This window comes from Ideonella sp. FW305-24, from assembly GCF_058788035.1.
The window spans coordinates 53390-73300 of the sequence record NZ_JBYTAI010000022.1; the positions used below are offsets into that span (position 1 = coordinate 53390).

Consider the following 19911-nt stretch of genomic DNA (forward strand, 5'->3'; position numbering starts at 1 on the left):
TGTTTCGCATGCTAGGCTTTGAACACCATGAACGCACCCCTGACCCAGCCCGTCGCCGCCGCACCGCTCGCGCTGGACGCCTACGACACCCGCATCCTGGCCGAACTGCAGGCCGATGCGCGGCTCAGCATGACCGAGCTGGGCCGGCGCGTGCACCTGTCCCAGCCGGCGGTGACCGAGCGTGTGCGCAAGCTGGAAGCCGCCGGCGTGATCACCGGCTACCGCGCCACGGTGGACCTGAAGGCGCTGGGCTATGGCATTCGCGCGGTCATCCGCGTGGGGCGCGCCGAGTACGCGCGGGTGGTCAAGCTGATCCAGCAGACGCCCGAGGTCGTCAATGCCTACAACGTGACTGGCGAGGACAGCTGGGTGCTGGAGATTGCGGTGATCGACGTGGCCCACCTGGACGCGGTGGTGACCCGCTTCTGCATGCTCACCGAAACCAGCACATCCATCATCCTGAATGCCGCCCGCGAGCACCAGACCATGCTGCCAGCCCGCGGCGAGGACGTGAAGCCACCTATTCGCAAGATTCACAACGCCTGAGCCTTTTCCATCTCCCAAAGGACCCGCCATGCCCACTGAGACGCCCTCGTTTTCGACCTGTGACCTGTGCGACGCCGAAAAGGACCCGAGCAATGGCGAGCTGCGTGTGCTGCCGCCGCTGTTCCGCGACTTTGGGGGCCTGACGCGCTTCGCCGGCCCCATCAGCACCGTGCAATGCCTGGAAGACAACTCCCGGGTGCGCGAGGCGGTGATGTCGCCTGGCGAGGGGCGGGTGCTGGTGGTGGACGGCGGCGGCTCGCTGAAGCGCTCGCTGCTGGGCGGCAACCTGGCGCAGGCGGCCGAGAAAAACGGCTGGGCCGGCGTGCTGGTGTTCGGCGCCGTGAGGGACGCGGCCGAGATGCGCGCCTGCCAGGTCGGCATCCGCGCGCTGGGGTTGATTCCGATGCCCACCGAGCGCCGCGACCAGGGCCTGCGCGATGTGCCGGTGCAGATCGCCGGCGAGTGGCTGAGGCCGGGCGAGTGGTTGTATGCCGATGAAGACGGCATCGTCGTGAAACGAAGTGCGGCCTGAAAGCTTGATTTCTGGGCTATACTGATGAGCTTGTCGGGGCGTAGCGCAGCCTGGTAGCGCATCTGGTTTGGGACCAGAGGGTCGCGAGTTCGAATCCCGCCGCCCCGACCATTTCTTCTTCAGCCTTGCATCTTCTTTGCAAGGCTTGCCGGTTCAGCGCGGGATGCGTTGAACCGCTTTCAGGCCCTCAGTTTTCCTGCGATTCAGGCTTCCTTCGCTGGCGGCGTTTCCACGCATTCGCCCGGGAACAGGTCGCGCTTGGTGTTGCCCTCCAGGAACCATACGCAAGCGAGCTTCCTGTCGTCCTGCACATACTCGACGACCATCTTGGGCCCGCCGGCCTTCAGGCGAACCACGTCGCCCGGCTTGAAAGTCTCAGCCATGACATTCCTGTGAAGTTGAGCATCGATGGTAACGGCTGCTTTGGGCTGCTTCGTGCAGCCTCAGCTGCCCGCCTTGTTCGGGTCGCGCCAGGCGCGCTCGAAAGGCAGCCGCCAAGCATGCGGCGCAATCAGCTGGTGGATGGACTTCGGGCCCCAGGAGCCAGGCGGGTAGAGCCGCACCGGCGGCGGCGCTTCCAGCAAATGGGTGGAAACCTGCCACAGCCGCTCGATGCCTTCTGCGGTGTTGAACAGCGTGTGGTCGCCGCGCATCGCGTCCAGGATCAGCCGCTCGTAGGCCTCCAGCACATCGCCCAGCATGCCGGTGTCGTGCATCGCGAACTGCAGGCTCAGCTTGTCCAGTCGCATGCCCGGGCCGGGGCGCTTGCCGTAGAACGACAGCGACATCTTCGACGCGTCGGCCAGGTCGAAAGTCAGGTGGTCCGGGCCCTGCGCGCCCACGCCCGAGCCGGGCGGGAACATGCTCTTGGGCGGTTCGCGAAAGGCGATCGAGATGATGCGCTGGCCCTCGGCCATGCGCTTGCCGGTGCGCAGGAAAAACGGCACGCCGGCCCAGCGCCAGTTGTCGATGAAGCACTTCAGCGCGATGAAGGTCTCGGTCTCGCTGGTCGGGTCCACGCCTTCTTCCTGCCGGTAGCCGGCGTACTGGCCACGCACCACGTGCTCCGGCTGGATGGGCAGCATGCTGCGGAAGACCTTGTTCTTCTCCTCGCTGATGGGCGCAGGCTCCAGCGCGGTGGGCGGCTCCATCGCCATGAAGGCCAGGATCTGGAACAGGTGGGTGACCACCATGTCGCGGTAGGCGCCGGTCTGCTCGTAGAAGCCCGAGCGCTGCCCCAGGCCCAGCGTCTCGGGCACGTCGATCTGAACGTGGTCGATGAAGTTGCGGTTCCAGATCGGCTCGAACAAGCCGTTGGCAAAGCGGAAGGCGAGGATGTTCTGCGCCGGCTCCTTGCCCAGGAAATGGTCGATGCGGAAGATCTGCTCTTCAGCGAAGACCTCGTGCAGCTGGCTGTTCAGCGAGACAGCACTGGCCAGGTCCACGCCAAACGGCTTTTCCATCACGATGCGCGAGCGCTCCACCAGCCCGGCCTGGCCCAGCATGCGCACGGCCGACAGCGCAGCACTCGGCGGCACGCTGAGGTAGTGCAGCCGACGCGACTCCACGCCCATGGCCTCTTCGGCCCGCGCCACCGCGGCCTTCAGCGCGGCTGCACCGTCGGCCAGCGCCACGTAGTCAAGGTTGCCCTCGAAGGCCTGCCAGTCCGCATCGCTCACGCGGCGGCTGCCAAATTCGTCGAGGGCCTTGCGGGCCAGCTGGCGAAAGCCGTCGGCGTCCATGTCGTCGAGCGACACGCCGACGATGCGGCAGCTCGGAATGAAACCGGCATTGCACAGGTGGTACAGCCCCGGCAGCAGCTTGCGCCGCGCCAGGTCGCCGCTCGCGCCAAACAGCACCACCACCTGCCCGAATTGCGGGCCGACACCAGGATGAATCTTGGCCAAGGGCAGGTCTCCGGTCAGCGGGACGGTGTCCCGGGTTGTCGTTCATCCATTGCTCGCAAGTCGCGGGCCGCCGCCCCCCGCCTTAGAATGCGCGGCTTCACACTGCCCGTAGCTCAACTGGATAGAGCAGCTGCCTTCTAAGCAGCAGGTCGGGGGTTCGAGTCCCTCCGGGCAGGCCATCTGCTTTGAGACAGCCTTGCAGCGCTTCGCTACTTGCGCTTGTACTGCGTGGCGCCGAAGAGCATTTCACGTGCCTTGTCGTCAGTGACAGGTTTGCGGTGGTCGGCCAGCACTTCCACGCCGCGCTGCACCGCTGGCCGCTTGGCCACTTCATCGAACCAACCCTTGAGGTGCGGGTAGTCGTTCCAGTCAATGCCCTGGTTCTTCCACGAACGCAGCCAGGGGAAGACGGCGATGTCGGCAATGCTGTATTCATTGCCGCCCAGGTAGCGCGAGTTGGCCAGCCGCTTGTCCATCACGCCGTAGAGCCGCTTGGCCTCGTTGGTGTAGCGGTCCACTGCGTAGGCGATCTTCTCGGGCGCGTAGACGCGGAAATGATGGGCCTGGCCCAGCATCGGGCCCACGCCGCCCATCTGGAACATCAGCCACTCCAGCACCTCGTACTTGGCATGCGTGCTGGCGGGCAGGAAGCGGCCGGTCTTGCCGGCGAGGTAGAGCAGGATGGCGCCGGATTCGAACAGCGAGATCGGCTTGCCGTCCGGGCCATCGGGATCGACCAGTGCGGGGATCTTGTTGTTCGGGCTGAGGGCCAGGAACTTGGGCTGGAACTGGTCGCCGGCGCCGATGTCGACCGGGATTGCTCGGTACTTCAGGCCGCACTCCTCCAGCATGATGTGGACCTTGTGCCCGTTGGGGGTGGGCCACGAATACACTTCAATCATGAGCGCGTCTCCTCGGGCGGTGTCAGCCTGAACGCACTCTAATCCAAAGCATGAGCAGGACGCTTCGGCAATGGCTTCTCGGCGGCGCCTCCGGTGCCGAGAGCGCCGTCAAACAGTGGTGCGCCAGCGAGGGCCTGGTGCTCAAGCTCACGCACGAGCGAGACGGCTTCGTCATCGAGCCGGCCCGCGAAGGCTTGCCGCTGCGCATCGAATGGGGACCATCGCAGCGGCCTTACCTCAGCGGCATGGAGCTGCGCCTGCGCAGCGAGACCGGCATTGCGCCGCATGTCTACGGTGCCTTGATGCCGCAGGCCCTGCTTGAGGCGTTGGAGCGCGCGCTGTTCGAACAGTCCACCGGCACGGTGCAGACCCGTTTCGATGGCGAGATGCCGGAGGAAATGCGCTGGCTGGCGATGGGCGAGCGGCTGGATGCGACGCAGCTCGGGCCGCTGCGCGGCGACTTTGCCGGCGTGGCCAATCAGTCGGCCTGGATGGCCGAGTGGCTGGCCGGACCGACGGGGGACGCACTGCACGGCTGGGCGCAGGCCGAGCTGCAGCGGTTGGCCGCAACGGCTCGCAAGCCGGGCTCGCGCGAGAAGCCGGCGCCGCTGGGCTGGGCCTTGCTGGTGCACCGAGGCCGGCTGGTCTGGCGGCAGTCCCTGGCGGCGCCGGACGTGGCGGCCATCGCGTCGGCGCGGCAGGCGTTCCAGGCGGCGCTGCTGGGCGCGCGCGGGTTTGCGTCGCAGCCCATCTCCAGCCAGATGGGTGCCAGCCAGATCAACGCCAGCCAGCTCGACCTCAGCCAGCAGGACCTGGCGAGCCGGCAAGGTCCCGCCAGCGATCCGCCAGCGGAGGATTGAGCCCAAGGCGGCACGCTGCCGCCGCTGGCCCCATCACATGCGGTATTTGCCCAGCTCGACCTTGGCAATTGCGTTGCGGTGCACTTCGTCGGGGCCGTCGGCAAAGCGCAGCGTGCGGGCGCCTGCGTAGTAGCTGGCCAGCGGGAAGTCCTGCGACATGCCGGCGGCGCCGTACACCTGCATGGCCCAGTCGATGACCTGGCAGGCCATGCTGGGCGCGACGACCTTGATCATCGCGATCTCGGCCTTGGCGGTCTTGTTGCCGGCCACGTCCATCATCCAGGCGGCCTTCAGCGTCAGCAGCCTGGCCTGCTCGATCATGCAGCGGGCCTCGGCAATGCGCTCCTGCGTGACGCCTTGCTGGGCGATCGTCTTGCCAAAGGCCACGCGGCTGCTGGCGCGCTTGCACATCAGTTCCAGCGAACGCTCGGCCAGGCCGATCAGGCGCATGCAATGGTGAATGCGGCCCGGGCCGAGGCGGCCCTGGGCGATCTCGAAGCCGCGGCCTTCGCCCAGCAGGATGCTGCTGGCCGGCACGCGCACGTTCTGGAAGTCGATCTCCATGTGGCCATGCGGCGCGTCGTCATAGCCCATCACGCTCAGCGCGCGCATGACCTTCACACCGGGGGCGTCCATCGGCACCAGCACCATGGACTGCTGCGAATGGCGCGGTGCGTCGGGGTCGGTCTTGCCCATGAAGATCAGCACCTTGCAGCGCGGATCACCTGCGCCGCTGGTCCACCACTTGCGGCCGTTGATGATGTACTCGTCCCCCTGGCGCTCGATGCGGGCTTCGATGTTGGTCGCGTCCGACGAGGCCACCGCCGGCTCGGTCATCGCGAAGCCGGAGCGGATCTCGCCGGCCAGCAGCGGCTTGAGCCAGCGTTCCTTGTGCTCGGCGCTGCCGTAGCGCACCAGCACTTCCATGTTGCCGGTGTCGGGCGCCGAGCAGTTGAAGACTTCGCTGGCCCAGGGCACGCGGCCCATGATCTCGGCCAGCGGCGCGTATTCCTGGTTCAGCAGGCCGGCGCCCAGTTCGCTCTCGGGCAGGAACAGGTTCCACAGCCCGGCGGCGCGCGCCTTGGGTTTGAGTTCCTCGATGACGGGCAACGGCGTCCAGCGCTTGCCTGCCTGCGTGTTGGCCTCCAGCTCGGTCCCGTAGCGGGCTTCGTTGGGGTAGACGTGCTGGTCCATGAACGTCGAGACGGCGTCCCTCAGCTCCTGGGTGCGCGGGGAATAGGCGAAGTCCATGCGGTCTCCTTTGATGGCGCCGATGGCGCTTTTGCGATGCGAGAAAACTGAAAGGGAAGGCGATTGCGGCCGAGGCCGGATCAGGCCTTGGCGGCGAAGCCCCAGGCCAGCGCGGCAAGTTGGGGCGCAGCCGCGCCGTTGGCCCGCGCCTGCTCGCTGGCGGCGGTGCCCATCTCGACCCGCTTGGCAATGCCTTGCACGATGGCCGCCAGGCGGAACAGGTTGTAGGCCAGGTAGAAGTTCCAGTCCCGCACGACGGCTTCGGGGTCCGCGCGGCCGGTGCGCTCGCAGTAGCGGCGCACGTACTCGCGCTCGGACGGGATGCCCAAAGCGGCATGGTCCAGCCCGGCAATGCCGCGGAAGGTGCCGGGTGGGATGTGCCAGGCCATGCAGTGGTAGCTGAAATCGGCCAGCGGGTGGCCGATGGTGGACAGCTCCCAGTCCAGCACCGCCTTCACGCGCGGCTCGGCGGCGTCGAAGATCAGGTTGTCGAGCCGGAAGTCGCCGTGCACGATGGTCACTTCCGCCGCGGCGCGCGCACTGTCCGGGATGTTGGCCGGCAGCCATTCGAGCAGGCGGTTCATCGCCGGAATGTCCTGCGTGACCGAGGCCTGGTACTGCCTGCTCCAGCGGCCGATCTGGCGCTCGAAGTAGTTGCCCGGCTTGCCGTAATCCGCCAGGCCGACGGCGCCCACGTCCACGCTGTGCAGCGCGGCGATCACGCGGTTCATCTCGTCATAGACCGCGCCGCGCTGCTCGGGAGAAAGCTCGGGCAGGGACTGGTCCCACATCACGCGACCGGCCACGCACGCCATCACGTAGAACGCACGGCCGATCACCGCTTCGTCCTCGCACAACAGGTGCATCTCGGCGACCGGCACCGCGCTGCCGTGCAGCGCCTTCATCACGCGGAACTCGCGCTCGATGGCATGCGCCTGCGGCAGCAGCTTGACGGCCGGGCCCGGCTTGGAGCGCATCACATACGCGCGCTGCGGCGTGATGAGCTTGTAGGTCGGGTTGGACTGGCCGCCCTTGAACTGCTCGACCGTCAGCGGCCCGGCAAAGCCCGGCAGGTGCTGCGCCAGGTGCGCTTCGAGCGCGCCGATGTCGAATTGGTGGCTGGCCGCGACGGGCTTGGTGCCGATGTTGTGTTGGAGGTCCATGCGTTGTTCATCCCTGCGCCGCAGGGCGAACCCAGCGGATGCTCAGCGTTGCGCTGCGGCCAGCAGCTTGTCCCTGTGCAGCACGACCAGGCGCGTGGGTTCCACCCGCAGCACGCCTTCGCGTTCCAGTTCCTTCAGTTCCTGGTTGACCCGCTGGCGCGACGCGCCTAGCAGTTGCGCCAGGTCTTCCTGCGCCAGCTGCAGCCCGATGCGGATCTCCTCGCCCTGCGCGATGCCGTAGCTGTTGGCCAGCAGCAGCAACTGCTTGGCCAGGCGTGCGGAGAGCGGCCGGGTGTTGAGGTCCTCGAACAGGTTGAACATCAGCCGCAGGCGGCGGCAGTTCAGGCGCAGCAGCGCCTCGTACAACTCCGTGTGCTGCGACAACAGCTCCTTGAAATCCGCCTTGGTGACACCGACCAGTGTGGTCGCGCCGTGGACCGTGGCATCGTGGGTGCGCGGCAGGCCATCGAACAACGCGATGTCGCCAAACCAGGTGCCTGGCTCGACGTAGGTCAAAGAGACCTGCTTGCCAGACAGCGACACCGTGCTGACCCGCACTGCACCCTTGGCCACCCCAACCCAATCTTCGGCCGGCCCGCCGCGCGCGGCGAGCGGTGTGCCGTCCTGTAATCGCCGCACAAAGGCTCGCGCCATGATGGCAGAGCGCAGGGTGTGCGAGAGCGAGGAAAACCATGAAGCTGAATCAATGTTGTGGCGCTCTTCGATTGTAAGAATGGGGGTATTCATCATTTGTCCCTGACGTGACAACGGCGACATGATCGTTGTCGGTATTGTCCATGTTGCGGTTTCCCCTGGGCACCGCGTCACCACGGAGACAAACAATGAATGCTCGCCTGGAAACCCTGAGGCCAAGTTGCAGCGAAGCGGAATGGCAAACCCGCGTGGACCTGGCCGCCGCCTATCGGCTGGTTGCGCTGTTCCACTGGGATGACCTGGTCTTCACCCACATCAGCGCCCGTGTGCCTGGCGAAGACAATGCCTTCCTGATCAACCCCTACGGCATGCTGTTCGAGGAGATCACCGCCAGTAGCCTGGTCAAGGTGGACCACGAAGGCAACAAGCTGAGCGACTCGCCATACCCGGTCAACCCGGCCGGCTTCACCATCCACAGCGCCGTGCATGCGGCTCGCCATGAGGTGGGCTGTGTGCTGCACACGCATACCCTGAATGGTATTGCAGTCTCGGCCCAGGCCGAGGGCTTGCTGCCGCTGTCGCAGCAGTCCATCTTCGTGCTTGGCAGCCTGGGCTATCACGACTATGAAGGCGTGGCGCTGCGCGACGACGAGAAGCCGCGGCTGGCGCGCGACCTGGGCGAAAACAGCTTCCTGATGTTGCGCAACCATGGCCTGTTGACGGTGGGCAAGACGATTGCCGATGCCTTCCAGGCGATGTACCTGTTCGAGACCACCTGTGCGATCCAGGTGCGTGCGCAAGCCGGCGGCGGGAGCCTGGTGCAGGTGGCGCCGGAGATCATCGCGACTGCGCGCCAGCAGGCCGCACAGGTCACGCGCGGCATGGGCAGCCAGCTGATCTGGCCCGGCCTGTTGCGCCGCCTCGACCGGCAAATGCCCGGCTATGACGCTTGAGTTTCAGACCGGCTTGCCGGTGTACTGCAGCAGCAGCTTTTCCATTGTCGTCAGCCGTTCGCGTTCCTGCAGCCATTGGGTGGGCGCGAGGTTGATGGTGCGCACGACGATGTCCTGCATGCCGATGTCCAGCACGTTGATGCAGCCCGGCGCCTGCTCCAGCCGGCCGAAGAAGGTGCGCTGGCCACACAGGGCGCGTGACAGCAGCCCGCGGTTCACGGCACCGTGCAGCACCAGCAGCACGGTCTGCCAGCCGCTGTCTGCCAGCAGTTCATCGAAGGCCGGCAGGATGCGGTCCAGCAGTTCGCCCACGGTCTCGCCGCCGAGGAAGCGGTGCTGCTCGATCTGCGGGTCGTTGTTGAACAGCTCGGTGAAGGCCGCGTGCAGTTCGTCGCGTGGAATGTTTTCCAGCCGCCCGGGGCGGATTTCCTGCAGCCGCGTGTCGACCACCGGCGTGATGGACTGGCCGGCAGCGGCCAGCACGCGCTGCGCGGTTTCGCGCGTGCGCGGCAGGCCGCTGACCAGCACCCGGTCGAAGCGCACGCCGGCCTCGCCAAACAAGCGGCCCGCGGCGTCCGCCTGGGCTCGGCCGGTCGCACTCAGTGGCACGCTGTGCGGGTCCAGCGGCGAGCCGTCGGGCAGGAAGTAGTCCACCGAGCTGTGGCGCATCAGGTAAAGGCGCCGGCGGGCGGGTGGGGTGAAAGCGGGCAGGGGATCGGGCAGGGCGGTGGGCATGGTGGCGGTTGGTGGTGAGCGCGAGTAGGCGCTCAGCGGAATTCAGGTTTGCGCTTGGCCTGGAAAGCGGCAATGCCTTCGCCGCCGTTGTCGTGGAACAGGTTGGCAACGAACTCGCGCTTCTCGGCTTCCATCTGCTCGCGCAAGCGCCGTGCCGGCGCCTGTTGCACCAGTTCCTTGCTGCTGGCCACTGCGTTGGGCGCCATGCCGGCCAGTTGGCGGGCCAGCGCCAGCGCGGTGGCCAGTGCCTGGCCTTTTTCGGTCAGGCGGTTGACCAGTCCCAGCGCATGCAGGCGCTGCGCACCGATGGGCTCGGCCAGCCACATCAGTTCCAGCGCCAGCGCCCGTGGCAGGGCTCGCGCCAGGTGCCAGCTGGCACCACCGTCGGGCGACAGGCCCAGCTTGGCATAGGACATCACGAAACGCGCGTCGTCGGCCGCGACGATCAGGTCGCAGGCCAGCGCCAGCGCCATGCCGCCACCTGCCGCAAAGCCCTCGACCGCGGCAATCACCGGCTTGGGGAAATGCCCCAGCGCTTCGACCAGGCCGCAGAACTGGTCGATGGATTCGGCCTGCAACTGCGGCGGCCGTTCGCGTGCGCCGGCAATCCGGTTCAGGTCGCCGCCGGCGCAGAAGTGCTCGCCATCGCCGCGCACGATGACGGCCCGCAGCGTCGGGTCATCCGCCGCCACGTTGAGTGCCTCGACCCCGGCCGAGTAGACCTGCGGCGACAAGGTGTTGCGCGTGGCGGGGTCGCTCAGCGTCAGCACCAGGGTCTGGCCTTCACGCTGTGTCAGCAGTTCGGACGGCATGGAATCTCCCGCAAGGTTTTGAATCTATGGAAGGCTGAACCGGCTCATTTCTGATTTTGTTGAGCGCCGGCCACCGAACACCAGCCGCTGCAAATGCCAACTAGTTCCGCAGATTCTGGCATCTGTGATGTTGCAGTGGTGTGTGCAGCACAGTGCGGGCGAGCCCCGAGAAGATGAGGGCAACCCTGCGTGATAGAGTCAAAAACAACTCGATACGCAGCAGGCATGACAAGAAAAAGAGTCCCCGCGCTCCTGTGCCTTTGCACGCTGTCGGCCAGCCTGTCTGCCCACGGCGCCAGCTTTGGCCCCCCGGCCTTCCAGGCGGTGATGGGCCAGCCATTGCAACTGCTGCTCCCGCTGACGCTGGAAGACGAAGAGGCGATCGTCGCCGACTGCATCAGTGCCGAAGTCCTGTCGGGCGACCGGCGCCTGCCGGACGCTGAAGTGCGGGTCCAGGTGCAGGCCCAGCCTGCCGTTGTCGGCCGGTCCGGCCGCCAGCAATGGCTGGCCCGCATCACCACCACCTCGCCGGTCGAAGAACCGGTGCTGCTGGTGCGTGTCACGGCCGGTTGCAAGAGCCGCTTCACGCGCCAGTTCACTGCGCTGGCAGATCCGCCGCTGGGCCTCGCAAGCGCTGCCGGCGCGGCGCCTGTGCGGCTGCCTTCCGCCGTGTCCGCCACAGGCGTGTCGCCCGCAGCAGCGGCTTCGGGTTCCCAGTCCACCAGCCGCGGCGCTGCGGCCGAGCCAGGCGCCAAGGTCCAAACGCCCAAGGGCCCGCGGCGCGAGCGTGCGGCTGCGGCGCGTGAGCGGCAAACCGATGGCGCTGGCAAGGGCCGCGCGGCCGCTGCCCAGCGGGTGCCCGGCCTGGACCAAGGGGGCGCCCGGCTGCAGCTGGAAGTGGCCAGCGGCGGCCCGATGCTGAAGATGGACATCGAAGAACCCGTGTTCATGGGCGAGGCCGCCGGCGCTGCGGCATTGGCCATGCCCGGGGCCGCAGCCAGCAGCGCGCCGGGCGACGGCGCGGCCCAGCTGACCCAGTTGCAAGCCGCCATTGCCGCGCTGCAGGGCAACAGCAAGGCCATGGCAACCGACAACCAGGCCTTGCGCGAGCGCCTGCAGGGTGCGGAGAAGCGGGCCGCCTGGCTGCCGTGGCTGGCCGGGCTGCTGCTGCTCAGCGCAGGCGGTGCGCTGCTGCTGTGGCGCCGCTCGCGGGCCTTGGCCCTGGGGCCGGAATGGTGGTCGCCCTCGCGAGCCGACGGGCCTTTGCTCGCCCCCGTGCCGCCGGCCGCCATGCCAGCCGAAGCTTCTGCATTGCTGGACGAACCCACGGCCGAGCCGGCCCAGGGCCAGGCGCTGGCGCTGGATGGCCACGCCGATGCGGCCTCCGAGCCCAGCTTGCCCGGGAGCGAGGGCGTCAACCCGCCGACCGCCCCCAGCCCCTGGTCGGTGCCCACACCTGCGGTCGCCACGGCCACGGCGGCGGCAGTGGCTGCCACCTTCCAGCCTGGTCGCACGGCGCCGTTTGGACCGCTGGTGCAGGCCGAGGAAGCGCCGCGCGAGGTGTCGGTGGAAGAGCTGCTGGACCTGGAGCAGCAGGCCGACTTCTTCATCGCGCTGGGCCAGGAAGATGCCGCCATCGACCTGCTGATGTCCTACCTGCGCAGCACCGGCGGGCAAAGCCCGGTGCCGTACACCAAGCTGCTGGAGATCTACCGCCGCCAGGGCGACCGCAGCGCCTACGAGCGCATCCGTGCCCGCTTCAATCGCCGCTTCAACGCCTATGCGCCCGACTGGGACATGGGCCCGCTGTACGGCCGGGTGCTGGAAGACTACCCCTATGCGGTGCAGGAACTGGAGACCGCCTGGCCGTCCCCGCTGGATGCGATGGCGGTGCTCGAAGGCATGCTGTTCCGCAAGGACGAGACCCAGGACTTGTTCGACCTGCCGGCCTACAAGGACTTGCTGCTGATGTACGCGATTGCCCGCGACCTGCTGCAGCAAGGCGGCGGCAAGACCGACGAGGTGGACCTGCTGCTGCCGCTGGGCGACTTTGGCGGCCCGGCGGGCCTGGTGGGTGGGCCGGCGGGCAGCAGCGACGGTGACCGGGCCGAAGAGCCCGACCTGGTGCTGGACGACGCGCCCGACAGCCTGCTGACCCACTTCGAGTTCAACCCGGTGCTGCCGGACAGCGAGCCAATGTCGCTGGATGGGCCGGATGCGCCTATCGCTCCCGCCCGCAAGCCCAGGTTCTAAAGCCCCTGCAGGCGCGTGAGCGCGGCCCGCAGCGTGGCCTCCTGCTTGGCAAAGCAGAAGCGGATGATGCGCTGGTCGGTCGGCCGCTCGTGGAAGGCCGACAGCGGGATGGCCGCCACGCCGATCTCCTCGGTCAGCCAGCGGCAGAAGGCATCGTCCTCGATCTCGCTGATGCGCGAATAGTCCACGCACTGGAAATACGTGCCTTCGCAGGGCAGCAGCCTGAACTTGGTCGGCGCCAGGCCGGCGCGGAACAGGTCGCGCTTGGCCTGGTAAAAGTCCGGCAAGTCCAGGTAGGGCGCGGGGTTGGCCAGGTACTGCGCCAGGCCTTGCTGCATCGGCGTGTTGACGGTGAACACGTTGAACTGGTGCACCTTGCGGAATTCGGCCATCAGCTCGGCCGGCGCGGCCACGTAGCCGACCTTCCAGCCGGTGACGTGGAAGGTCTTGCCGAAGCTGGAGATCAGCAGCGAACGCGCGGCCAGTTCCGGGTCACCACAGACGCTGATGTGCGGCTGGCCGTCGAACACCATGTGCTCGTAGACCTCATCCGAAATGACCAGCACATTCGTGCCGCGCAGCAGGTCACGCAGCTGGCTGCGCTCGCTGGCGTTCCACACGGTGCCGCTGGGGTTGTGCGGCGTGTTGATCATGATGGCCCGGGTGCGCGGCGTCAGCGCGGCGGCCACGCGCGCCATGTCCACGTGCAGCGTCTTCGGGTCCAGCGGCACGCGCACGGTGGTCGCGCCGGCCAGGGTCAGCGCGGGCTCGTAGCTGTCGTAGCAGGGCTCCAGCACGATGACTTCGTCGCCCGGGTGCACCAGCGCCAGCACCGCCGTCAGGATGGCCTGGGTGGCACCGGCGGTGATGGTGATCTCGCGGTCCGGGTCGTAGGACGCGCCGTGCAGCGATTCGATCTTGCCGGCCACCGCCTCGCGCAGCGACATCAGGCCGGGCATTGGCGGGTACTGGTTGTGGCCCGCGCGCATCGCCGCGGCCACCGCGTCCACCAGCGCCGGGTCGCCCTGGAAGTCAGGAAAGCCCTGGCCGAGGTTGACCGCGCCATGCTGCTGGGCGAGCGCGGACATGACCGTGAAGATCGTCGTGCCGACCTTGGGCAGGCGTGTGGTGACGGGCGGAGCGGCGAAGTCGCGGGTGATGGTCATGGGCAGTGAGAGGGAAGGGCTCAGAGCTCGTAGGAATCGCCGGTGCTGTTCATGGCCCGCTCGATCAGCGGGCGGCTCAGCCGGTCGGACAGCAGCTCGGCAAAGCTCAGCACGAAGCCGCGCAGGTAGGCGCCACGGCGGAAGGCGACGCGGGTGGTGTTCTGGCCGAACAGGTAGCCGGCGGGGCGGCTGACCAGCTCGCCGCCGGCCGGCTCGCCGGCCATCGCCATCTCGGCGACGATGCCCACGCCCAGGCCGGCGCGCACATAGGTCTTGATGACGTCCGAGTCGATGGCTTCCAGCGCGATGTTGGGCGTCAGCCGGCGCTGGGCAAAGGCATGGTCGATGCGCTTGCGGCCGGTGAAGGCCGGCTGGTAGGAGATCAGCGGCACCTCGGCCAGCTGCTCCAGCGTCAGCCGTTCGACCTGGGCCAGCGGATGGTCCTGCGGCATCACGATCACGTGCTGCCATTCGTAGGCGGGCAGCGTGACCAGCTCGTCGATGTCTGTCAGTGTTTCGGTTGCCAGGCCAATGTCGGCCGAGTCGTCCAGCAGCATGCGGGCGACCTGCTCCGGCGAGCCCTGGTGCAGGCTGATGAGCACCTTGGGGAAGCGCTTGCGCAGCAGCATGATGGGCTCGGGCAGCACGTAGCGCGCCTGCGTGTGCGTGGCCGCGATGGACAGCCGGCCGGCGTCCTGCTTGGAGAACTCCTCGCCGATGCGCTTCAGGTTGGCCACCTCGCGCAGGATGATCTCCACCGACTTCAGCACCTGCTGGCCGGGGTCGGTCACGCGCTTGAGGCGTTTGCCGTGGCGCACGAAGATGTCCACGCCCAGCTCTTCCTCCAGTTCCAGGATGGCCTTGGAAATGCCGGGCTGCGAGGTGTAGAGCGCCTTCGCGGTCTCGGTCAGGTTCAGGTTGCGGCGCACCGCCTCCTGGACGAATCGGAACTGGTGCAGGTTCATGCAGTCGTGTCGTCCGGAAGCAGGCGGGTCGGGTCAAGTGCCATCGCGAGCGCGGCCTGGGCCATGGCCTCGACCACCAGCGGCGATTCGCCAACGGCGGCATGCAGCCGCCATTGCACCGCGGGATGGGCCTGGCGCAGCGCCTCAATCTGCCGCGGCAGGTCCTTGCGCACATGGCCGCCAGCACCCAGAAAGAGCGGCAGCACATCCACTTCGGTGCAGCCCTGTTCCACCAGGGTGCGGCCACAGCCCGGCAGGTCGGGTGCCATGAATTCGAGGTAGGCCATGGCCACCTGCCAGCCGGGCAGCAGTTCGCGGCAGCGCGCGGCGCTGGCTTCCAGCGGGGCCGACCAGTTCGCGTCGCGCGCACCGTGCGCCATCAGGATCAGGCCATGCATGCCAGTCGCTTTCATCGGTAACGCACCAGCCACCAGAAGGCGGCCAAGGACAAGCCGAGGTAGATCAGGCTGGGCACGGCGGCAGCGAGCCAGGGCGTCCAGTCGTGCAGCAGGCCCAGGTGCCCGACGACGTTGTTCAGCAGCACGAAGCTGATGCCCAGCATGATGCCGCCGAAGACCTTCAGGCTGATGCCACCGGCCCGCGCGTGCAGGTAGGCAAACGGCAGCGCCAGCGCCACCATCACAATGCAGGCAAACGGGTAGAACGCGCGTTTCCAGAACTGCAGCTCGTAGCGCTGCGAGGTCTGCTCCTGGTCGCTCAGGTGGCGGCTGTAGCGCCACAGGTCCAGCGTGGACATGCTGCCGATCGGCGAGATCGCCGCGGTCACCAGGCCGATGCTCAGCGTCGTCGGCCAGTCCAGCGCGTCCTTCTGTTCGGTCACCACCGGCATGCCCGAGGCCGTGGGCCAGCGCGTGATCTGCACGTCCTGCAGGTGCCAGACAGAGCCGCTGCTGCGGCCCGAGCGAACCGTCTGCACGGTCGCGCTGCCAGCCTCGATGCGGCTGATCTGCCGGCCTTCGTCGTCGTGCTCGAAGATGCGCACCTCGCGCATGCGTCCACCAGGCGCGCTGGACTCGACATTGATCGAGTAGCTGCGCTCGCCCTCGGGCGTGTTGCGGTGCTCCTTCAGCCAGGCACCGGCCTTGCCGACCGGCGCGCCGCCGCGCGGCTTGGCCCGCAGGTCCGACGCATGCTGTTCGCCCCAGGGCGCGACGTATTCGCCGGCCACAAAGGTCACCGCGCCCATCAGCAGGCCCAGCACCAGCAGCAGCGTCAGCGCACGGCCGGGGCCCAGGCCACCGGTGCGCAGGATGGTGAACTCGGAGGACTGCGCCAGCCGCGCCATCGCGTAGATGGTGCCGATCAGCACCGCGATCGGGCACAGCTCGTAGAAGCGGCCCGGCATGGACAGCAGCGCCGCCAGCGCGGCGCGCGGCATGGTGTAGCCATTGCGGCCAACGCGGGCGAGCTCGTCGAGGAAGTCGATGAAATAGAACAGCGACATGAAGGCCAGTGCCACGAAGAACACCGACCACAAGACGTCCTGGTACAGCAGCTTGCGGACCGTCTTCATGCGGCGCTCCCTGCGGCCGCGGCACCGCCGGCATTGCCGTTGCGCAGCTTGCGCAGGTGCACCACGGTTGCGTGGTCACGCCACCAGATCAGTGCCAGCGCCAGGAACAGCGCCAGCCCGTGCAGCACGATCAGCGCCTGCACCGAGGGGATGCGGCCTGCCGAGACCCAGGCCTGGCTCAGGTTCACCAGGTTGAAATAGACCATGAAGGCCAGCAGGGCGAACAGCAGGTTCCAGTTGTTCGGCCGGCGTGGATTGGTGGTCGCGGTGCCAATGCCCAGCAGCAGCAGGTTGGCAGAGCCCAGCAGCAGGCCCAGGCGCCAGACCAGCTCGCCCTGGTTGGCCAGGTTGAAGTCCTGCAGCAGGTCCAGCGTGTCCACCGCCTTGGGCGGCAGGGTTTGCGGCGCCGGCATGCGGCCGTTGTCGATCTGGGTGCGGAAATGGTCGAAGTTCATGCGGGTGTGTTCACCGGTCTTGCTGTTCTGCTCGTTGCGGTGGCCCACATCCAGCACCAGCTCGCGTTCATCGCCGGTGCGCTCCACATGGCCGCTGTGCGCGGTGGTGACCGATTCGATGTCGTCCTTGTTGTTCAGCAGGAAGACATTGCGGGCGATGCTGCTGGTGTCGCCGTTGCGCTCGATGAAGAAGACCCGGCTGCCGTCGGACGAGGACTGGAAGGCGCCGGGCGCCACGCGCGACAGGTCAGAGCGCTGCTCGTAGCGCACCTTCAGCTCCAGCATCTGCCGGTTGCCCCAGGGCCACACGCCCAGCACCAGCACGCCAATGCCCAGCATGCCGGGCAACCCCATGCGCATGACCGGGCGAATGAAACGCGCCAGCCCGATGCCGGCCGAGAACCAGATCGCCATCTCGCTTTCGCGGTACATGCGCCCCAGACTCAGCACCACCGAGACGAACAGCGCCAGCGCCAGGATCAGCGGCAACTGGCCGATGGCGTTGTAGCCCAGCACCATCACGACATCCTGCGGCGAAACCGCTCCGTTGGCCGCCAGGCCGAGGGTGCGGATCAGCATCATCGTGACGACGATGGTCAGGATGACCACCAGCGTGGCCCCGAAGCTGCGCGACAGCTCCTTGCGCACGGACGAATCGAATAACATCAAAAGCTCACCTTTTTCTCGGAACCGATTATGAACTTTCAAGCTCTGGCCATCGCCGAAGGCGGCGCGGGTGCCGTGGCCGCGGACGCACTGATCGTGGTCCTGCCGGTTGACGGCAAGGGCGGCAGCGGCGACAAGGCGCTGGATGGCTTGCTGGCAAGCGCCGTGAAGCAAGGCGATTTCGAGCGCAAGGCCGGCCGCACGCTGTATCTGCACGGCGTGCCGGGCGTGAAGGCCCAGCGCGTGGTGCTGGCCGGCGCGCGCGACGCGTCCGCCAAGGCTTTCCGCGCAGCCGTGGCCGCTGGCCTGGCCGCGCTCAAGGGCCGTGCGGTCAAGCACCTGGCCGTGAGCCTGGCCGGCGAAACCGTGGCCGACACCCACGCCGAAGCCCTGGTGCTGGCGCTGGAGCAGGCCGCCTACAGCTACACCGCGACCAAGCCCAGCGCCGAAACGGTGTCCGCGCCGGCCAAGGTCACGCTGCTGGCCGACAAGGCCCAGCTGCCTGCACTGAAGGCCGGCCTGGTGCGCGGCGAAGGCATTGCCGCCGGCATCGGCCTGGCCAAGGCCTGTGCCAATCTGCCGGCCAACATCTGCACGCCCACCTACCTGGGCGAAGAAGCCAAGCGCCTGGGCCGCGAGCACGGCCTGAAGGTCCAGGTGCTGGACCAGAAGGCGGTCGAGAAGCTGGGCATGGGCTCGTTCCTGTCGGTTTCGCGGGGCTCGCAGGAGCCGCTGCGCTTCATCGTCATGGAATACAACGGTGCGGCCAAGAAGGACGCACCCATCGTGCTGGTCGGCAAGGGCATCACCTTCGACACCGGCGGCATCTCGCTGAAGCCGGCCGCCGACATGGACGAGATGAAGTTCGACATGTGCGGTGCCGCCAGCGTGCTGGGCACGATGCGCGCCGTCGCCGAGCTCAAGCCCAGGATCAACGTCGTGGCGCTGATCCCTACCTGCGAGAACATGCCCAGCGGCCTGGCCACCAAGCCGGGCGACGTGGTCACCAGCATGTCCGGCCAGACCATCGAGATCCTCAACACCGATGCCGAAGGCCGGCTGATCCTCTGCGACGCGCTGACCTACGCCGAGCGCTTCAAGCCGGCTGCCGTGGTCGACATCGCCACGCTGACCGGCGCCTGCGTCGTCGCGCTGGGCCACCACAACGCCGGCCTGTTCGCGTCCGACGAGGCGCTCGCCGCCGACCTGCTGGCGGCTTCGGTCACCGCGCAGGACCCGTGCTGGCGCCTGCCGCTGGACGAGGAATACGACGAGGGCCTGAAGAGCAACTTCGCCGACATGGCCAACGTCGGCTCGCGTGCCGGCGGTGCCATCACCGCGGCCAAGTTCCTGCAGCGCTACACCGCGAAGTACCCCTGGGCCCACCTGGACATCGCCGGCGTGTCGCACCGCAGCGGCGCTGCCAAGGGCGCCACCGGCCGCCCGGTCGGCCTGCTGACGCACTTCGTGCTGGCGCGGGCTGCCAAGGCTTGACCCAGGTCGCCTTCCTCACCGGGGTCAGCGACAAGCTGGCCCTGGCGCTGCGCCTGCTGCGCAAGAAGCACCGCGAAGGCGCGCGGGTGGCCGTGTTCGGCCCACCCGCGCTGCTCAACCGGCTGGACCAGGCGCTGTGGGCCGACGAGGCCTTGTCCTTCCTGCCGCACCTGCGCGTGCGCGGTGATGCGCCGGCCGACGTGCCGCTGGAGCTCACGCCGATCTGGCTGCTGGACCGCCCGGTGCCCGGCCTGCGCTGCGACAGCGCGATCAACCTCGGCGCCGACGAACCGGCGTGGCTGCAAGGCTTCGACAAGGTGGCCGAGCTGGTGGGCAGTGAAGACGACGAACGCCTGGCCGGCCGTCGCCGCTGGAAGCACTACGAAACCAGCGGCTGCACGCTGAGTCATCACCCTCAGTGACCCTGGCGTTGCACATTGCGCTGCATTGGCATGCGGCTTGCGTGTGAACGCCGACCAAAGGGCTGCGCGCCCAGGTTGACCCGGGGCAACCCGGAGCCTGCGCCGGGCGGAAACCAGGCCTTTTTGGAGTATCGTGTCTCGCCAGTTGGGAGCACTCAACTCACGTATCTCGACATATCTCTATACCGGAGGTTGGAACCTATGCAAGTCAAACTGAATGTGATCGTTGCAGCTGCGGCTGCCTTGCTCGCCGGCTCGGTCTACGCCGAAGACCTGGTGGTCAAGATCGGTCACGTCGGCCCCACCAGTGGCGGCATTGCCCACCTGGGCAAGGACAATGAAAACGGCGCGCGCATGGCCATCGACGAGTTGAACGCCAAGGGCGTGAAGATCGGCGGCAAGACGGCCAAGTTCGAACTGCTGGCCGAAGACGACGCAGGCGACCCCAAGCAAGGCACCGCTGCCGCGCAAAAGCTGGTCGACTCCAAGGTCAACGGCGTGATCGGCCACCTGAACTCGGGCACCACCATCCCCGCCTCCAAGGTCTACTCCGACGCCGGCATCCCGCAGATCTCCCCGTCTGCCACCAACCCCAAGTACACCCGCCAAGGCTTCAAGACCGCCTTCCGCGTGGTGGCTGA

Annotated in this window: 21 protein-coding genes and 2 tRNA genes; 10 read left to right on the plus strand and 13 right to left on the minus strand. The window is 67.6% G+C overall.

The genetic code is table 11. The annotated features are described in order from the left end of the window. Nucleotides 1–27: 27 nt before the first annotated feature. The 3 genes from AC3WR5_RS32420 (at nt 28) to AC3WR5_RS32430 (ending at nt 1189) form a co-directional block, all read left to right on the plus strand. Entirely contained in the window at nt 28–546 is a 519-nt protein-coding gene (locus AC3WR5_RS32420; protein WP_492489900.1) for an Lrp/AsnC family transcriptional regulator, read from the plus strand. 28 nt (nt 547–574) lie between these two features. Then, entirely contained in the window at nt 575–1078 is a 504-nt protein-coding gene (rraA, locus tag AC3WR5_RS32425; protein ID WP_492489902.1) for a ribonuclease E activity regulator RraA, read from the plus strand. A 34-nt stretch (nt 1079–1112) separates the two neighbouring features. Further along, nucleotides 1113–1189 (plus strand) — tRNA-Pro (locus AC3WR5_RS32430). A gap of 92 nt (nt 1190–1281) precedes the next feature. Here AC3WR5_RS32430 and AC3WR5_RS32435 read toward each other — a convergent pair. Both AC3WR5_RS32435 and zwf read right to left on the minus strand, forming a co-directional pair. Then, entirely contained in the window at nt 1282–1461 is a 180-nt protein-coding gene (locus AC3WR5_RS32435; protein WP_141284775.1) for a YodC family protein, read from the minus strand. A gap of 60 nt (nt 1462–1521) precedes the next feature. Further along, nucleotides 1522–2985: a glucose-6-phosphate dehydrogenase gene (zwf, locus tag AC3WR5_RS32440; RefSeq protein ID WP_492489904.1), complete on the minus strand. Its 1464-nt coding sequence runs from the start codon at nt 2983–2985 to the stop codon at nt 1522–1524. A gap of 102 nt (nt 2986–3087) precedes the next feature. Between zwf and AC3WR5_RS32445 the strand changes: the two genes are divergently transcribed. Beyond that, nucleotides 3088–3164, plus strand: a tRNA-Arg gene (locus tag AC3WR5_RS32445). A gap of 30 nt (nt 3165–3194) precedes the next feature. On the opposite strand, the gene AC3WR5_RS32450 is transcribed toward AC3WR5_RS32445, so the two are convergent. Next, nucleotides 3195–3887 (minus strand): glutathione binding-like protein, encoded by a 693-nt coding sequence (locus AC3WR5_RS32450; RefSeq protein ID WP_492489905.1) that lies wholly within the window; start codon nt 3885–3887, stop codon nt 3195–3197. 50 nt (nt 3888–3937) lie between these two features. Between AC3WR5_RS32450 and AC3WR5_RS32455 the strand changes: the two genes are divergently transcribed. Then, the gene (locus tag AC3WR5_RS32455; RefSeq protein ID WP_492489907.1) at nt 3938–4747 is read left to right on the plus strand and encodes a hypothetical protein; all 810 of its coding nucleotides are present in this window, start codon (nt 3938–3940) and stop codon (nt 4745–4747) included. A gap of 33 nt (nt 4748–4780) precedes the next feature. Here AC3WR5_RS32455 and AC3WR5_RS32460 read toward each other — a convergent pair whose 3' ends face one another. The 3 genes from AC3WR5_RS32460 to AC3WR5_RS32470 form a co-directional block, all read right to left on the minus strand. Beyond that, nucleotides 4781–5998 carry an acyl-CoA dehydrogenase family protein gene (locus AC3WR5_RS32460; RefSeq protein WP_492489908.1) on the minus strand — a complete coding sequence of 406 codons (1218 nt, stop codon included), beginning with the start codon at nt 5996–5998 and terminating at the stop codon, nt 4781–4783. A gap of 80 nt (nt 5999–6078) precedes the next feature. Further along, nucleotides 6079–7161, minus strand: coding sequence for a phosphotransferase family protein (locus AC3WR5_RS32465; protein WP_492489910.1), 1083 nt, complete (start codon nt 7159–7161; stop codon nt 6079–6081). Nucleotides 7162–7203: 42 nt separating this feature from the next. Beyond that, nucleotides 7204–7908: a Crp/Fnr family transcriptional regulator gene (locus AC3WR5_RS32470; protein WP_141288868.1), complete on the minus strand. Its 705-nt coding sequence runs from the start codon at nt 7906–7908 to the stop codon at nt 7204–7206. Nucleotides 7909–8003: 95 nt separating this feature from the next. On the opposite strand from AC3WR5_RS32470, the gene AC3WR5_RS32475 reads away from it, so the two are divergent. Beyond that, entirely contained in the window at nt 8004–8768 is a 765-nt protein-coding gene (locus AC3WR5_RS32475) for a class II aldolase/adducin family protein (RefSeq protein WP_492489912.1), read from the plus strand. Between the two features lie 3 nt (nt 8769–8771). Here AC3WR5_RS32475 and AC3WR5_RS32480 read toward each other — a convergent pair whose 3' ends face one another. Then, nucleotides 8772–9479, minus strand: a complete 708-nt coding sequence (locus AC3WR5_RS32480) for a histidine phosphatase family protein (RefSeq protein WP_492489931.1) — start codon at nt 9477–9479, stop codon at nt 8772–8774. Between the two features lie 56 nt (nt 9480–9535). Then, nucleotides 9536–10315: an oxepin-CoA hydrolase, alternative type gene (locus tag AC3WR5_RS32485; protein WP_492489914.1), complete on the minus strand. Its 780-nt coding sequence runs from the start codon at nt 10313–10315 to the stop codon at nt 9536–9538. A gap of 225 nt (nt 10316–10540) precedes the next feature. Here AC3WR5_RS32485 and AC3WR5_RS32490 point away from each other — a divergent pair, with 225 nt between their 5' ends. After that, nucleotides 10541–12568, plus strand: coding sequence for a hypothetical protein (locus AC3WR5_RS32490; protein ID WP_492489915.1), 2028 nt, complete (start codon nt 10541–10543; stop codon nt 12566–12568). On the opposite strand, the gene AC3WR5_RS32495 is transcribed toward AC3WR5_RS32490, so the two are convergent. Genes AC3WR5_RS32495 through lptF form a run of 5 tightly spaced genes read right to left on the minus strand, consistent with a single transcriptional unit; the run spans nt 12565 to nt 17354 of the window. After that, nucleotides 12565–13734, minus strand: coding sequence for a pyridoxal phosphate-dependent aminotransferase (locus AC3WR5_RS32495; RefSeq protein ID WP_492489917.1), 1170 nt, complete (start codon nt 13732–13734; stop codon nt 12565–12567). The genes AC3WR5_RS32490 and AC3WR5_RS32495 overlap by 4 nt on opposite strands. A gap of 20 nt (nt 13735–13754) precedes the next feature. Next, a complete protein-coding gene (locus AC3WR5_RS32500) occupies nt 13755–14699 on the minus strand; it encodes a CysB family HTH-type transcriptional regulator (protein ID WP_492489918.1) in 945 nt (314 codons plus the stop codon). Beyond that, complete coding sequence (locus tag AC3WR5_RS32505; RefSeq protein WP_492489920.1) at nt 14696–15112, minus strand: sirohydrochlorin chelatase; 417 nt, start codon at nt 15110–15112, stop codon at nt 14696–14698. The genes AC3WR5_RS32500 and AC3WR5_RS32505 overlap by 4 nt, the downstream gene beginning before the upstream one ends. Next, nucleotides 15109–16233, minus strand: coding sequence for an LPS export ABC transporter permease LptG (gene lptG / locus AC3WR5_RS32510; RefSeq protein ID WP_141289299.1), 1125 nt, complete (start codon nt 16231–16233; stop codon nt 15109–15111). Before lptG ends, AC3WR5_RS32505 begins: the two co-directional genes overlap by 4 nt. Further along, the gene (gene lptF / locus AC3WR5_RS32515; protein ID WP_492489922.1) at nt 16230–17354 is read right to left on the minus strand and encodes an LPS export ABC transporter permease LptF; all 1125 of its coding nucleotides are present in this window, start codon (nt 17352–17354) and stop codon (nt 16230–16232) included. Before lptF ends, lptG begins: the two co-directional genes overlap by 4 nt. Nucleotides 17355–17384: 30 nt before the next feature. Between lptF and AC3WR5_RS32520 the strand changes: the two genes are divergently transcribed. From AC3WR5_RS32520 to AC3WR5_RS32530, 3 genes are all read left to right on the plus strand, one after another. Then, on the plus strand, nt 17385–18848 hold the full coding sequence (locus AC3WR5_RS32520) for a leucyl aminopeptidase (RefSeq protein WP_492489924.1): 1464 nt from the start codon (nt 17385–17387) through the stop codon (nt 18846–18848). Continuing rightward, on the plus strand, nt 18845–19270 hold the full coding sequence (locus AC3WR5_RS32525) for a DNA polymerase III subunit chi (RefSeq protein WP_231012178.1): 426 nt from the start codon (nt 18845–18847) through the stop codon (nt 19268–19270). Before AC3WR5_RS32520 ends, AC3WR5_RS32525 begins: the two co-directional genes overlap by 4 nt. 201 nt (nt 19271–19471) lie before the next feature. Beyond that, on the plus strand, nt 19472–19911 hold a 440-nt coding region (locus AC3WR5_RS32530; protein ID WP_492489926.1), incomplete at its 3' end, for a branched-chain amino acid ABC transporter substrate-binding protein.